This is a genomic window from Candidatus Eisenbacteria bacterium, from assembly GCA_030017955.1.
Classification (GTDB): domain Bacteria; phylum Eisenbacteria; class RBG-16-71-46; order JASEGR01; family JASEGR01; genus JASEGR01.
Genome location: JASEGR010000023.1, coordinates 14,962 through 28,150, shown reverse-complemented (window position 1 = coordinate 28,150; position 13,189 = coordinate 14,962). Strand labels below are relative to the sequence as shown.

At 52.1% G+C, this 13,189-nt stretch carries 11 protein-coding genes; all 11 read right to left on the bottom strand.

Annotation, left to right across the window (positions count from 1 at the left end; genetic code table 11):
• Positions 1-179: 179 nt before the first annotated feature.
• The 11 genes from QME66_05345 to ugpC all read right to left on the bottom strand — a co-directional run bounded on the left by QME66_05345 (position 180) and on the right by ugpC (position 13,186).
• Entirely contained in the window at positions 180-659 is a 480-nt protein-coding gene (locus QME66_05345; GenBank protein MDI6808390.1) for a hypothetical protein, read from the bottom strand.
• Positions 652-804, bottom strand: coding sequence for a hypothetical protein (locus QME66_05340; GenBank protein MDI6808389.1), 153 nt, complete (start codon positions 802-804; stop codon positions 652-654). Before QME66_05340 ends, QME66_05345 begins: the two co-directional genes overlap by 8 nt.
• Positions 801-2,717, bottom strand: coding sequence for a DUF2723 domain-containing protein (locus QME66_05335; protein ID MDI6808388.1), 1,917 nt, complete (start codon positions 2,715-2,717; stop codon positions 801-803). The genes QME66_05340 and QME66_05335 overlap by 4 nt, the downstream gene beginning before the upstream one ends.
• Positions 2,718-2,829: 112 nt before the next feature.
• The gene (locus tag QME66_05330; GenBank protein MDI6808387.1) at positions 2,830-3,225 is read right to left on the bottom strand and encodes a type II secretion system protein; all 396 of its coding nucleotides are present in this window, start codon (positions 3,223-3,225) and stop codon (positions 2,830-2,832) included.
• A gap of 326 nt (positions 3,226-3,551) precedes the next feature.
• Positions 3,552-4,757, bottom strand: coding sequence for a type II secretion system F family protein (locus tag QME66_05325; protein MDI6808386.1), 1,206 nt, complete (start codon positions 4,755-4,757; stop codon positions 3,552-3,554).
• Between the two features lie 29 nt (positions 4,758-4,786).
• The gene (locus QME66_05320; protein ID MDI6808385.1) at positions 4,787-6,493 is read right to left on the bottom strand and encodes an ATPase, T2SS/T4P/T4SS family; all 1,707 of its coding nucleotides are present in this window, start codon (positions 6,491-6,493) and stop codon (positions 4,787-4,789) included.
• A gap of 258 nt (positions 6,494-6,751) precedes the next feature.
• The gene (locus QME66_05315) at positions 6,752-7,933 is read right to left on the bottom strand and encodes a multiheme c-type cytochrome (protein ID MDI6808384.1); all 1,182 of its coding nucleotides are present in this window, start codon (positions 7,931-7,933) and stop codon (positions 6,752-6,754) included.
• Between the two features lie 54 nt (positions 7,934-7,987).
• Positions 7,988-8,146, bottom strand: a complete 159-nt coding sequence (locus QME66_05310) for a hypothetical protein (protein MDI6808383.1) — start codon at positions 8,144-8,146, stop codon at positions 7,988-7,990.
• Positions 8,147-8,394: 248 nt separating this feature from the next.
• A complete protein-coding gene (locus tag QME66_05305; protein ID MDI6808382.1) occupies positions 8,395-8,685 on the bottom strand; it encodes an HU family DNA-binding protein in 291 nt (96 codons plus the stop codon).
• 119 nt (positions 8,686-8,804) lie between these two features.
• Positions 8,805-12,071, bottom strand: coding sequence for a putative LPS assembly protein LptD (locus QME66_05300; GenBank protein MDI6808381.1), 3,267 nt, complete (start codon positions 12,069-12,071; stop codon positions 8,805-8,807).
• A 17-nt stretch (positions 12,072-12,088) separates the two neighbouring features.
• Entirely contained in the window at positions 12,089-13,186 is a 1,098-nt protein-coding gene (gene ugpC / locus QME66_05295; GenBank protein MDI6808380.1) for a sn-glycerol-3-phosphate ABC transporter ATP-binding protein UgpC, read from the bottom strand.
• Positions 13,187-13,189: the final 3 nt, after the last annotated feature.

The window sequence follows — 13,189 nt, the reverse complement described above, 5'->3', positions numbered from 1 at the left end:
CCCCGCGACACGACACTTTCATAGGGGCTTCTCGCCCCTCTGACGCTTCAGGATGCTCCTACTCGTCGCATCCCTACGCTGTCACCCCTGAGGGGGTCGGCCACGACCCCCTCATACCCCCTGGCAGTGTGCCTTATGAAACGCCCTGCATTTCGTAAAGTTATTTCTGGGACGGCACACTAATAGGTTGCTTTTCCTGTTGTCGCAGCAACCAGCACCGTGTCCGCAGTGCCCGCGCACCCAAGTATGACTCTGCCTGCAGATGTGAGGGCAGTACCAGAGCTGTCTTGGGGCGTTCCGAGCGAATTGAACTTGACGGACGGCTTTCCAGCACCGCCAAAGTTCACAGATGTAATTGTCACGCCCCTGAAGTTTTCCTCTCCCGAAAGGTTCACCGTAAAGGGTCTTCCCTTCGAATGAGGATCATCCACTATGTAGTTGATATTCGACCTGAATATGCTGTAGCTGTTTTGCCCGGTATTGAAATACACGCCGTGGGTCGTCCCGGTCGTCATGGCAAGCCACTGTGCATACCTGATCTGCTGGGCCACAAGCTTCGCTGCCCCCCCGAGTCTCATTGAGTTGAGGTCCTGCAGCTTCGGATAGCTGATCGCCGCCAACACGAGCAGAACCAGCATTACTGTAATTACTTCAATCAACGAGAAACCTCTTGTGCGGGAGCTGTTCCCACCTGCCCACATCCTTCTTGATGGAGTACCTGCATCCTTCTTTTTCCTCATTTTCTCTTCTTTCCAGATGAATCCCTGGTACGCATGAGAGACTCGCCCCGCTTGCTCCTTTCATTGGCGGTGAGCGCCCTCTTCGCCACCAGAAGCAAGTGCAGTGAGATAGCCAAGGAGTTCCTGTAGACCTCTAAGACTGGGATCGAGTGAGTTTGTCTCAAGGAATTCCTCGTATGCAGTCCCGAAATCACCAAGCCTGAAAGCGGCAAGCCCAAAATTGAATCTTGCCGGAGCAAAATCGAACCCAATCTGGGCGGCTTCTCTGTAAAGTGGATATGCTTCATTGAGCTTCCCCTCTTCATCCAGTCTTCTGGCATTGGAGTCCAAATATGCGACCATCATCTTCCTCGTGATGTAGTCCTCTCTTCTGGGATTCTTGGGAAAACCCCCGAGGTCGTAAACCAGCATTCTCGGTTCTTCACTCGAATTGGAAGGTTCGATTTTTCTCAAGAGCCCCTCCTGAGAGGTCTTGTATCCTTTGAGCTCCCTCCCGTCTCGCCAAAGAGAAAAGAAGACCGGCTTCTTCGCATCCCTGATGATATGCAGCTCAACTTCCTCCTGTCTCTCCCTCCAGGATTTCCTTGGAAGTCCGTTCAGGTGATAGATGTCGTCGAAAAGGTAGCCTTTCCTTTGGTAGATGGTGATGTCCTTCCTTACGCCCTCAACCTTCTGAAGATAGAAGCTGAGAAACGATTCGTTGTCCCCTTCGACGATAAGGGTTCCGCCCTTGGGAACGCTGGAAAGGAGATCCTCGCCGTACTGCCTGGCCACATTGTTGCTGCTCTTATCCGCGAAGGAGTAGTTGCTTGAAAGCGGGATAAGAGGAAGAGCCAGGATGAGAATGACTCCAGGCACCCGCGACAGTCTCGCTCCGCTCTTCTCAAAGTGACTGCCGACCTTTTTTTCCAGAAACACGAAACCCTCGCCTATCCAGACTGAGAAAACGAGAAATGCCGGCAGAAGGAATGCCTGTATCTGATAGCTGTGCTCTGGATCTGGTCTCGGATTTATTACCAGGCTCACGCTGGCAAACGAGAGGAGGAAAAGCGCGAACGACCAGCCTGCCCAGTCGCTCTTTCTTCTCAATGCATGAAACAGTCCGATTATCCCAACCGGGATAAGAAGAACCGTGAAGCCCGTTCCCAGGAGCACTCCGAAGCTCCCGAGCTGCGAGAAGAAGAGCTCAAAGGAGAACGGGTTCTGTGTGAGGGGTCCATAGTTAACCCTGCTCAAATTCTCCACTATTGTGCGGAGACTTTCGGGATTTCCCCAGTCGATTGTGGGATTGAGTCTCGATCTCAGTGGAAGCACAAGGATTGGAGAAAGCCCGAGCAGAAAGAACAGGAAGCCCGAACCGGCCCTCCTCATGGCGCTGCTGAATGAACCACCTTCGAGGGTTGACCGCCTTTTAAGGCGCACCTCGTTGACAATAACGACACCAACGAAGATCGGGATGAGACATACGGACGATTGATGCGAGAGAATGGCGAAACCGAGGAAGAGGCACGAAGCAAAATACCATCTTTCTTCGCTGCTTCTCCACCATCGCGCAAGGAAAAATAAGAAGGCCGCAACAAGAGCCGTGCTCATCGTATAGACCTCAGCCATGACCGCTTGAGTCCAGAAGGTCCGCGAGAAAGCGAACACCAGAGCACACCCTGCTGCGGCCGACTTCTTTCCCGTAAGCTCAGAGGCCAGTAAGAAGACGAAGCAAGTTCCGACCACAGCCCAAAACGCAGACATCAAATTCAGTCTCAGGGCGACATCGCCAATCGGGATGAGACTGAAGAGCCTGCCGGTAATCACGTACAGCGGGTATCCCGGCGGGTGAGGGATACCGAGAAACCAGGCGGCGCTAGCTAGCTCTGAGCTGTCACCCCCATAAAGGCTCGGCGCACACGTCCGCAGGTATATGAAAAGTGAAATACCTGCCACCCCCGCCAAAGCCAGATGTTTCCATAGCAAAAGTCTCATCGGCTCTCTCGCAATATCCAGAAATGGAATTCATCACGGACGCAAAAAACCCTTTTAGACGCAATCCGGACCAGACTATATCTGACTGCCACACCGCTGCTTGAAGAATCTCCTAGTAGGCTGTGTATGCGGCCGCACCGCCGTTTGGAATGACCCGTCCGACGCTCGCGTAGTAAATCCAGCCGCCTGCACCCGTGTAGGCACCCGAATAGACGACACTGCCGCTTCCACTGTGAGGCTCCTTAGGAACCGCGTTGTTCGAGAACATGGATGCATCAATGGTCGTCGGGTAACCTGGCGCTGCCAGTCCATTTAGAAGATTCTTCGAAGTTTGAATCGAGATTGCTCCCCTGATTGTGTCAAGGGAACCTCTTAGTGCCGAAATCCTTGCCTGCCCTCTGATATCCTCAAACTTCGGTACAGCAATAGCTGCGAGGATACCAAGGATCAGAATTACGACCACCAACTCGATGAGTGTAAATCCCTGCTCATGCTTTCTTCCTTCCACGACTTTCACCCTCCTTTCCTAGATCGACTCGAACTGCCCTCCAAATACACCTGTAAAAACCTTTCTCGTCCTTCACTATCACTTTCTATGCCATATCGTCCAAATCTCCAACTCCCTTAGTGGTTTTTTCTTGCAGGCGCAATCCGTTGCCAGTTAAGGGATTCTGATGCGACTCCTTCGTATGGCCCGCTCCTCGAATTGACGGAGCAGAGGTCAAGGGTCGCAACAGCGTGCAAAAGGCAATGCTCGTCAACGAGTTGCAACACGGGACGAAATTACTAAATGAAAGTGAAGGGCGCATACGTTTCCAATGGCTGTGAACTGGCTTAGTGTTTCATGGCAGACATGAGATTCCACATCGGCAGGAACACAGCAAGAGCGATGAATAGAACGCTGATCCCGAGAATTACGATGAGCAGCGGCTCAAGCACTGTCGTAAGGTTCTTTATGGAGAAATCGACCTCCCTGTCATAGAAGCTTGATGTTCTGGCCAGCATCTTGTCGAGGGATCCTGTTTCCTCTCCTATTGCAATCATCTTCACCACCATAGGAGGGAAAAACCTGCTTGCTTCAAGCGGCTCGGCAAGTCCCTTCCCCTTCACAACCTGCGCCCTGGCTCTCTGAATTTCACTTACAAGAGCGGCGTTACCAACCGTGTTTGCGACTATTTCAAGCGAGCGGACGATGGGGAATCCGCTTGTGACCAAGGCGGCCAAAACTCTCGAGAATCTCGAAAGCAGACTCTTGAGTACAATCGGGCCTACTATCGGAATTCTCAACCTCGTTTTGTCAATGGCAAGCCTCCCTGCCGGAGTCCTTGAAGACACCTTGTACGCCACGGCGAGAAGAACGATGGCCGCGACGAATATCGGCCAGTTTGCCTCCGTCGTGTTGCTTATTGAAATGAGCATTCTCGTTGGGAGCGGAAGCTGAACCCCGCTGTTGGCGAAAAGCCCGGTAAATCTTGGAAGCACCACCTTTATGATCACTGCGAAGGCAAAACACAGCTCACCGACAACCAACATCGGGTAGATTGTTGCAGACCTTATCCTCGCTCTATTGTCAGCCTCATATTCAAGCAATGCGGCAAGCCTATCGAGCATGTCGTTGAGAAGCCCCGTCTCCTCTCCTGCCTTCACCATACTCACGAAGAGTTCTGAGAATTTGTCCGGATGCTGGGCAAGAGATTCAGCAAACGTTCTTCCCGTCTGGATATTGTCCTTTACCGACTCAAGGGTCTCTTTCAACACCTTGTTCTGGGTCTGCTTTGAGAGCGTCGCCAGACTTGTCGTAAGAGGAACGCCTGCCTCAAGAAGAGTATGCAATTGTCTTGCAACAAGGATGACCTCGTCTTTCTTCAGCCTCTTCCCGAAGATCTTCCGCACACTCTTTGCTTTCTCTTCCTGCACCTCCAGCGGAACAAGTCCCTGAGTCTCAACGGAACGGATAGCCTGTGGCTCGTTCTCGGCAACAACTGTTCCTGTGAGGAACTTTCCTTCGCGCGTCATTCCTCTATATGCGTATCTTGCCATTTGGCAATCCTTTTTCCGGAGACGAAAAGCTACGACTCCAGTGCAGAGATGGCTCTGTCAACAGAATCCTCCCGGGCTGTGTATCTTCCCTTCGTGAGTCTTAACACTTCCTCAATGGTTGTCGTGCCGGCAAGAGCCTTATTGATGCCGTCTGCTCTGAGACTTGTCATTCCTAAGCTCACTGCCACAGACGTGATATTGTCTATTGACTCTCCCCGCCGGATCGATGCTTTAATCTCCTCACTCACCATCAGGACTTCAAAAATCCCTATCCGTCCTTTCAGGCCTGTCCCGGCACAAGCAACGCATCCTTTTCCGCGATAGAATTCTGTCCCAGTCGGAAAGCCAATCCTTTGGAGAATGCGATCCTCCGGGACATAGGGCTCCTTGCACCGCTCACAGATCTTCCTGACCAGCCGCTGTGCAATAGAACCAACAAGAGTCGAGGCAAGAAGGAACGGTTCGGCGCCCATATCGAGAAGCCTGGAGATTGCGCCGGGGGCGTCGTTTGTGTGCAGGGTAGAAAGAACGAAGTGGCCGGTCATCGCGGATCTGATCGCGATTTCTTCCGTTTCTCTGTCCCTTATTTCTCCCACCATTATTATGTCGGGATCCTGCCTCAGGATTGATCTCAGACCGTCCGCAAACCCGACACCGAAATCAGAATCCACCTGTGTCTGTCGCATCAGTGGAAGTTTGTACTCGACGGGATCCTCAAGTGTCTGGATATTTCTGTCAATCGTGTTCAGAGCATTTAGACAGGCATAAAGCGTCGTCGTTTTTCCGGAACCCGTCGGGCCGGTGACAAGAAGAATCCCATCCGGCCTGCTTATCATTGACCTGAGTCTGACTTCATCCGACGCAGAAAGCCCAAGGTCCTCCAGCTTCAACAGAATAGTCGCTCTGTCGAGTATTCTCAGAACAACGTTTTCTCCGTGAACGGTCGGAAAGGTCGAGACTCTGAAATCAATTTCCTTACCCTCGATATGGGCCTTGAAGTGCCCGTCCTGCGGAGTTCTTCGTTCTGATATGTCAAGGTCAGAGAGTATCTTTATTCTCGACACAAGCGGCGGATGGACCTCTTTCGGCTGTCTTGCGACCTCCTTGAGAAACCCGTCCACTCTGAACCTGACCCTCAAGAACCTCTCTTCCGGCTCGACGTGCACGTCCGAGGCCATTTCGTGAGTCGCCTGGATAAGCAGTGCATCAAGCAGTCTCACAGCTCTCATTTCATCCAGAACTGTCTCGTCCTTGCTTACTTCCTCAACGGGTTCTCTGTCAATTTCCTCGATGAGCCCGCCCTCCGGATAGTACTCTTCAAGGAATTTCAGAAGATCGGATTCCTTGACAATGTTTACTTCTATGTTGCACTGCGACACTCGCCTTGCCTCGTCAATGCCGACAACGTCGAGCGGGTCGGATATGGCAATTGAAAGAGTGTTCCCCGCTTTGAAAAGCGGAATGATTTTGTGCTTCCGTGCCATCTGCGCAGGTATGAGCCTCAACATTTGTGGGTCTATGAGGTAGGTTGTGAGCTCAACCCTGGGAATCCCGAGTTCATGCTCGTAGAATGAAAGAATATCCTCCTCTTTCACGAACCCGAGCTTGAGCATCGATTCCCTGAGGGAGGTTCTCGAGCGCTTCTGCTCCTCAATCGCCCGCTCAAGCTTCTCCACGGTCAGCATTCCCTTGCCAAGAAGGAATGCCCCGAGGGATTTCGATCTTGTGGTAGCCAATACGCCTCCGATGTTTAGTCTTTCGGGTATTTCGGCAGGTTGGGAGTTTCCTAGAGTACTTTCCGAGACCGGGGTCTTGCTGGGATCAGGGCACTTACCTTTATGCGGGGCCGTCTGTGGGGTTTTTGTCTGTCTAAATCAAGACAAGAAAACTCCCTCCTTCAGAAATGGAGGGAATTCCGGGAAGCAGGGCTTTCTCTGCCGTGCTCAGGCAGCAAACATCATCGGACCGGATTCAAGACGAAACAGCATCCAAGGCTACCGCCCTGCAGCACTGCCACTATTACCGCCCAAGCTTGTCAGATCACCTTTCCGGCCGTGAGAAATCTTCTTCAGGTAGGTCTTAAAGTCGAATTTGGGACTCCACTCCTTATTGTGGCACTTCCGGCATGTCGCCTCACTAATCTTTCCGTACGCGGCGTTCATCTCATGCTTGGTCCCGATCCCATGACAGGACTCGCACTGGACTCCTCTGAGGTCGGGAGTTCCCCCCGGACCGGTGAACCCACCCTGTTCTCCATATCCTGTCGTGTGGCATTTGATACAATCGGGAAGATGCTCCTTGGCCGCGTTCTCAAGCGTGACAAAAGCCTTCGCATGACGCGTCGCCGCCCACTGTTCGCCAGCCACATCGTGACATCTTGAGCAGATTTCATTCCCAAGATACTTGTCGGGAGAAAGCTTTGCCGTCTTCTTCTCTTTCACAAGGGAGGCCCGGCTTGCCTTCACCAGGCTGGCATTGAAATCGTCTATGAGCTTTGTCATGCCCGGGCTAGAGGGTATTTTCTGGTCGAGATTCACAACCCCACCGGTATACGAAGACACCTTGCCCCGCGAATCGAGAGTAAGTACCAGTTTCCCGAGATACTGTCCGCGATTTCCGGTTCTCAGGAGAAGAGCATCTCCGGCCTTTGTTGGATTTACCACCATTCCCGCATCGTGAGAACTCAGGACCACATCGATTCCCTTTATGCTCCTGGCGATATTCTCGGCCTCGAGGTTTGTCCGGAGATGAGAAAGGACTACTACAACATCACACTTCTTTCGCATAGCCGGAACAAGAGCTTCAAGGGCAGCCTTGGGGTCTCTTACCTCGTACGGACTTGCTTCATCAAGTTGCCTTCCGGCAAGGTCAGGACCAAGTACCGCGGTAACTCCGACTTTCACACCATTCACGTCTTCGATTGTGAACGGCTTCACAACGGCTTTCTTTGACTTGACGTAGAATGTATTTGCGTTGACAACCTTGATTTTCGCCTTGCCGCATTTATCAAGAAAGTAGTCAAGACCCAGGGAAATTTCTCTTTCTCCGAATGTAACGACACTGTACCCCATCACTTTCAACGCCTGGATCAGGAACGTGCTCTTGTCGCGCTCGCTGGGAACCCTGCCAACCAAGTCACCGCCGTTCACTGCAAGAACGGCTCCGTATTGTGCCATGACTGAGTCTATGAGGCCGGCCCTCCGGGCCAAGCCGCCGCTCTGGCCCCCGTGTCACCCACAGGGTACAAGTTCTGCCTGATCTTCGGCGCTTGCTATTATGGCCAAAGTCTTCGGAGTTCCGGCTGTATCTTTCCCGGCCGCACTAAACAACGGCAGAATCACAAGGACCGCAATCACCGGAAAAAGTAGTCTGAGAATCTTCTCTTGCATTTACTCGGTCACCCCTCTCTCAAGGTAGTTGGGACATCTCTTCAAACAAATCGTATCGACCCGCTTCGAGAATCCATAGCAGGACATTCCATCCAACAGTCTTATTGTACCCCACCAAGCCAAAAAACGCCAAAGAAATTTTGGCGTGGGCAATCCTCGGCGCTCTCCCCGAGGGGGCCTTTTCCAATAAAACAAAGGGGATAGAGGAAACCCTCTCCTATCCCCTTCTTCAGAAAACTGTCTTCTGCCTACTTTCTGACCTTCTGCTTCAACGAACTCCCTGCGCGGAACGCCGGGTAATTACCTCCTGCCACCTTTATCTTCTCGCCCGTCCTCGGGTTCCTTGCTATTCTGGGTTTCCTCTTTCTTGTCTCGAAGGTTCCGAAACCGGTTATCTGAACCCTGTGGCCGGCAATCAGCTCAGAGGCGATGATACCTTTCTTCGAAGCATCGAACAGGCAATTCACCGCGCACTGAGCACTGCTCTTGGAGATCTTTGCGCTCCTGGCAAGACTCGCTACTAGGTCGCCCTTATTCATCAAATCTCACCTCCTTTCCATGTGTCATCGACCAACCTATTACAGAGCCGTGTTTCTGTCAACATGTAAATTCTTGGAAAACCCCTGTCCAGACTGGAAAAAGCCACGGTCCATCTGCCTCAGTAGGCACCAAGCCCCGTAGTTCCCCTCTCATAATAAATTTCACTGAGTGCTTTTATATTTATCCTGAAATAGTATTCCCAATTCCTGCCATAGTAGCGTCTCACGAATCTCGTCTCCCAACAGTGAAGATCCCTATACAGTTCGATACCCTGGGATGCAATTTCCTTCGAGGTGAAGTCGTAGTGGATGTAGTAGTTGACTTTCCACTTCTTGGTCGGCGACGCACTCACCCTTTCCTCAATCCAGAACGAGGTTGTCGGAAACCCGACGACGTTCGAAAAACGAACCGTCGTCGATGAGTTGTATGGTATCGGCTCAGTGACCGAATCGCCATCGTTGACCTTTGAGCCGAGCACCCCCGCAAAACTGAATCTCCCGGTTCCGCTGACGGTTTCCGTTCTTCTTTTCACAGGACTGTGCGTGGCATAGAACTCCAGGTAGAAGGGCCCGAGCGGCCTTATCTGAAGCTGAGAGCTCGTCGGAAAATAAGCGGCCTCAACCGGCCTGGTGAGGTCGAGGCTCCTCGAAAAGGTGAGAACAGCAATGTTGTCCAGTCTTCTCACCTTGTCGCCGGTCTTCACCTTTGCCTGGAACCTGTTCTGCACAGAGTACGTCATGAATCTTCCTCTTGCCGAGCTTCTGTAGTTCTTAAAAACCATCTGTTGCCGTGATTCAGAGTAAGAGACTTGGGGAGAAATGATGTGCCTGATCGCAACAAGCGGTCCCAGTCTGGGAGCCAGTACTCCACAGAGGGTACTTCTGGAATAGAGTCCGAGTGAAACAGTCCTTCCCGAGACCCGCCCACTCGGGTCCCTCAATGAGAGGTCCTGACTTACGTTAAGCGAGGGCGACAGGTCGAGCCACCCCAGAAGCTTCCTCGAATCACTCAGCGACAAACTTCCGGAAATCTGGGAGGTTGCCGTTTTCCGGTAAGGAGTTTTTTGAGTTGTATTGTTCATGCCCAAGCTCAGGCCGCAGTAGGTCGTCGACAGCCAGGGCAGGAAGGCTTCCTTCTTATTTGTCTTCAATCTCCCGATCGGCCTCTGAGAGAAGTAGAGACTGACCCTTGGAATCGACTGTGTGACTGTTCCGGCCTCAAGGTCCTGCCTTCTGTCGGCCGCAAGATTCATGCTTGCCATAGACCAGCTCTTGCTGACCGATACGTCCGATCGAAGGAGCGTGTGCAGCATCTCCTGGATCGACATCCCAAGGCCTCGCTGTGTTCTGTAAGTCTTGTCACTTACAAAATCACCCCTCATGGTGAGAGAAAACTTATCACCGAGAGTCTGTTGATGGTTCGCGCGAAGATCCCATCTTCTGGCTCTCGTAATGATATCCTTCGTGTACGAAGAGTTCAGGTTTCCGGACAGGAGATAGCGCACGTTGTACCTGCCCTCCAGGTATGTTGTCCATCTTGTACCCTCGTAGTAGTCCCCCCAGACTGAGATGTCGGAGTAGTCGTTCACAGCCCAGTAGTAGCCGGCATTCCTGAGAAACCTCCCCGATTGCGCGCTGAAACCTATTTCAACCTGAGGGATTAGAAATCCGGAATGGCGGCCTCTCTTTATTGGAAATACATAGAAAGGAAGGCCAATAACCGGGATGTTCGAGATATACATTGTAAGGGGTTTTGCAATCACCTTGTCATCAACATAGACCTTCATCCTCTTGCTCGAAAACCTGTAGTGGGGATGGTCAAGGTCGCAGGTCGTGTAGGAAGCCCCCGCGACATCGAGCACACCTTCTCCTACTTTCTTTATCTTGTCTCCAGTATAGAAGCCTTGTTCAAAAGTCGTCCGGCCGGAGGAGATCGTTCCCTTTCTGGTGTCAATGTTGTACGTGAGCCTGTCACCCACAATCTTCTCATTTCCGTCCCACAGGACCGGCTCCCCGTAGGCCATCAGCGTCCGTTCCTTGGAATTGAATACGACCCTTTCAGATTCGAGCCTCTGCCCCCGGTAAGTAAGATTTGCCTTCCCGGAAATTACAATGAGATCCCTGGGGACATCAAACTCGATTCTCCGGCCTGAATAGTTGGCTACCTCTGTCGTGGACGTCGTGTCCTCAGGAGTATCTTCTTCCTCGTTTGACTTGAAGCAATAAATGCCCACTCCATTTCCATCAACGGTCGCCGTTCTGGCAGCCCGCTTCTCAAATGAAACGGTCACGCTGTCTCCCCACACCTTGTTCCTCTCGCCAACCTCGCTTTCCTTCTTCGGCGGGATGTATTCACTTACCGCGTTCCCCTTTGCTACTACTTCATTCGGTTCTTCGTTTTGCATTGTGATGGATGCCCAGTCACCGCTGAGTTTGCTGCTTTCTCCCTCTTTATCCGCACCGGTCGAGGCATACCGTATGTCGGCGTTTCCTCTTACATAGACCTTATCCACCTTGTTGTCCTTGAAAACGATCTCGATGGTATCCCCCGTTACCTTTCCCTCCTCATCCCATGCAACCGGAATCTCTTCAAGGACTGCTTTGTTCTCTTTGTCAAGGAGGGTTGCCTTGCCGCACGTTGCCGTCATCTTCTCCCTGGTTATGGTGACATTGCCTTCGCTGATTGCCTTCTTCTCATCGGTGAAGAAAGTCATCTTGTCGCCTCTGATGACCATCGGCTCGGTCTTCTCTCCCTCAGTGCCTCCCTGTTCAGTTGTGACCACCGGTTCCGATGATGCAATAGCCATCTTTTTGGTTCTGTCGTAGTCAATCCTCCCTGCATCTATCCAGCTCTTGTTCGCTGCCTCATATCCTTTCACCTTCTCCTCGGCGATAACCATGTTGTCTTTTCTGAAGAAGGATATTCTCTCCGCAGTGAGCCACCTGTCTTTTTCCTCAAGCCTGGCGTGTCCGAAGAGCAGCGCCCTTTCTTCTTTCCTGTAGTAGTTCCCTCTATCCCCCAGGAAAACTGCATCCTTGTCGGTTACCTTGACCCCTCCCCGAAGCGCAGCAATCTCACTTTCCTTGTAGTAAGTCGCTTCGGGCGCGGTAATGACCGTAGTTCCGTCAACAATCCGGACATTTCCTTTGAAATGCACGATCTCCTCTTTACGGTAGTAGATTCCGTTGTCACCTCTCAGAGTCGTGCGGCCATGGACTATCTTGACTTTATAGAGGTTGAGGATATCTCCTCCCTCCCCGCCGGATCCCTTCAAGTTCTCAGCGGTGACTTCGTATTTCTCACTCTCTTTCGCGAGCAGAGATGGAGTAGAGTCAAGAGGAAGCTGAAAGAGGACTGCAAGGAGAGTCAGGAGGTAGCGAGTCATCTTAGATGGCCTTCGGGTCAGCGGATTGCCAACTCAGTCAACGGATCAAAGAAACGGATCTTGTCTTCCTTGAAAGAGATTGGCAACTCCTCGCCCAAGCTGAATTTTCTGTGAGTGGCCATTCTCACGATCAGGTTCACCTTCCCCAGCACCGCGTGAAGGAACTGCTCATTTCCCAAGAGCTCGACAATCTCTATTCTGGACGAAAGCGAAACCCGGGAGGTGCCTTCTCCATCCCCGACAACCTGCACGTCCTCGGGTCTGATTCCAAGAACAACTTCCTTCCCCGAGAACGCCGAAAGGGTCTTAGCCAGCTGCGCTGGAGCCGGAAGCTTGAAGCTGTCACAGACAAACATGACTCTTTCACCCGCGGTCACTACGCCGTTCACAAAATTCATCGAAGGGCTCCCTATGAAACCGGCGACGAATTTGTTCTTTGGATTGTCGTAAAGCGAGAGCGGTTCGTCGAATTGGAGAATCGAGCCGTTACGCATGACCGCGATTCTCTCCCCGAGCGTCATCGCCTCTATCTGATCATGGGTCACGTATACCATAGTCGCTTGGAGTCTTTGGTGAAGCTTGCTTATCTCCGCTCTCATCTGGACTCTTAGCCTTGCGTCCAGGTTCGAGAGTGGTTCGTCAAAGAGGAAGACCTGGGGATTCCTGACGATTGCCCTCCCCAAGGCCACCCTCTGTCTCTGGCCTCCCGACAATGCCTTTGGCTTCCTTCGCAGGAACTCCTCCAGCCCGAGGATCGAAGCCGCATTATGCACTCGTTTTCGAATCTCTTCCTTGTGCACTTTTCTCAGCTTCAGTCCAAAAGCCATGTTGTCAAAGACTGTCATGTGGGGATAAAGCGCGTAGTTCTGGAAAACCATTGCGACATCCCTGTCCTTGGGCGGGAGACTGTTGACCGCCTTGTCCCCGATATAGACTGTTCCCTCGCTGACGTCTTCGAGGCCGGCTATGAGCCGGAGAAGCGTCGATTTCCCGCATCCTGATGGTCCCAGAAGGACGACAAACTCCTTGTCCTTAACATCAATATCTACACGGTCAACAGCCGCCACTCCTCCCGGGAACGTCTTTGTGACGCCGCTGAGTTTTACAGAAGCCACTCT

Bases quoted from the DNA above. Each gene is read 5' to 3' on its own strand.
- QME66_05340 (MDI6808389.1), bottom strand. From the start codon at position 804: ATGAAAGGAGCAAGCGGGGCGAGTCTCTCATGCGTACCAGGGATTCAT.
- QME66_05335 (MDI6808388.1), bottom strand. From the start codon at position 2,717: ATGAGACTTTTGCTATGGAAACATCTGGCTTTGGCGGGGGTGGCAGGT.
- QME66_05325 (MDI6808386.1), bottom strand. From the start codon at position 4,757: ATGGCAAGATACGCATATAGAGGAATGACGCGCGAAGGAAAGTTCCTC.
- QME66_05315 (MDI6808384.1), bottom strand. From the start codon at position 7,933: ATGGCACAATACGGAGCCGTTCTTGCAGTGAACGGCGGTGACTTGGTT.
- QME66_05310 (MDI6808383.1), bottom strand. From the start codon at position 8,146: ATGCAAGAGAAGATTCTCAGACTACTTTTTCCGGTGATTGCGGTCCTT.
- QME66_05305 (MDI6808382.1), bottom strand. From the start codon at position 8,685: ATGAATAAGGGCGACCTAGTAGCGAGTCTTGCCAGGAGCGCAAAGATC.
- QME66_05300 (MDI6808381.1), bottom strand. From the start codon at position 12,071: ATGACTCGCTACCTCCTGACTCTCCTTGCAGTCCTCTTTCAGCTTCCT.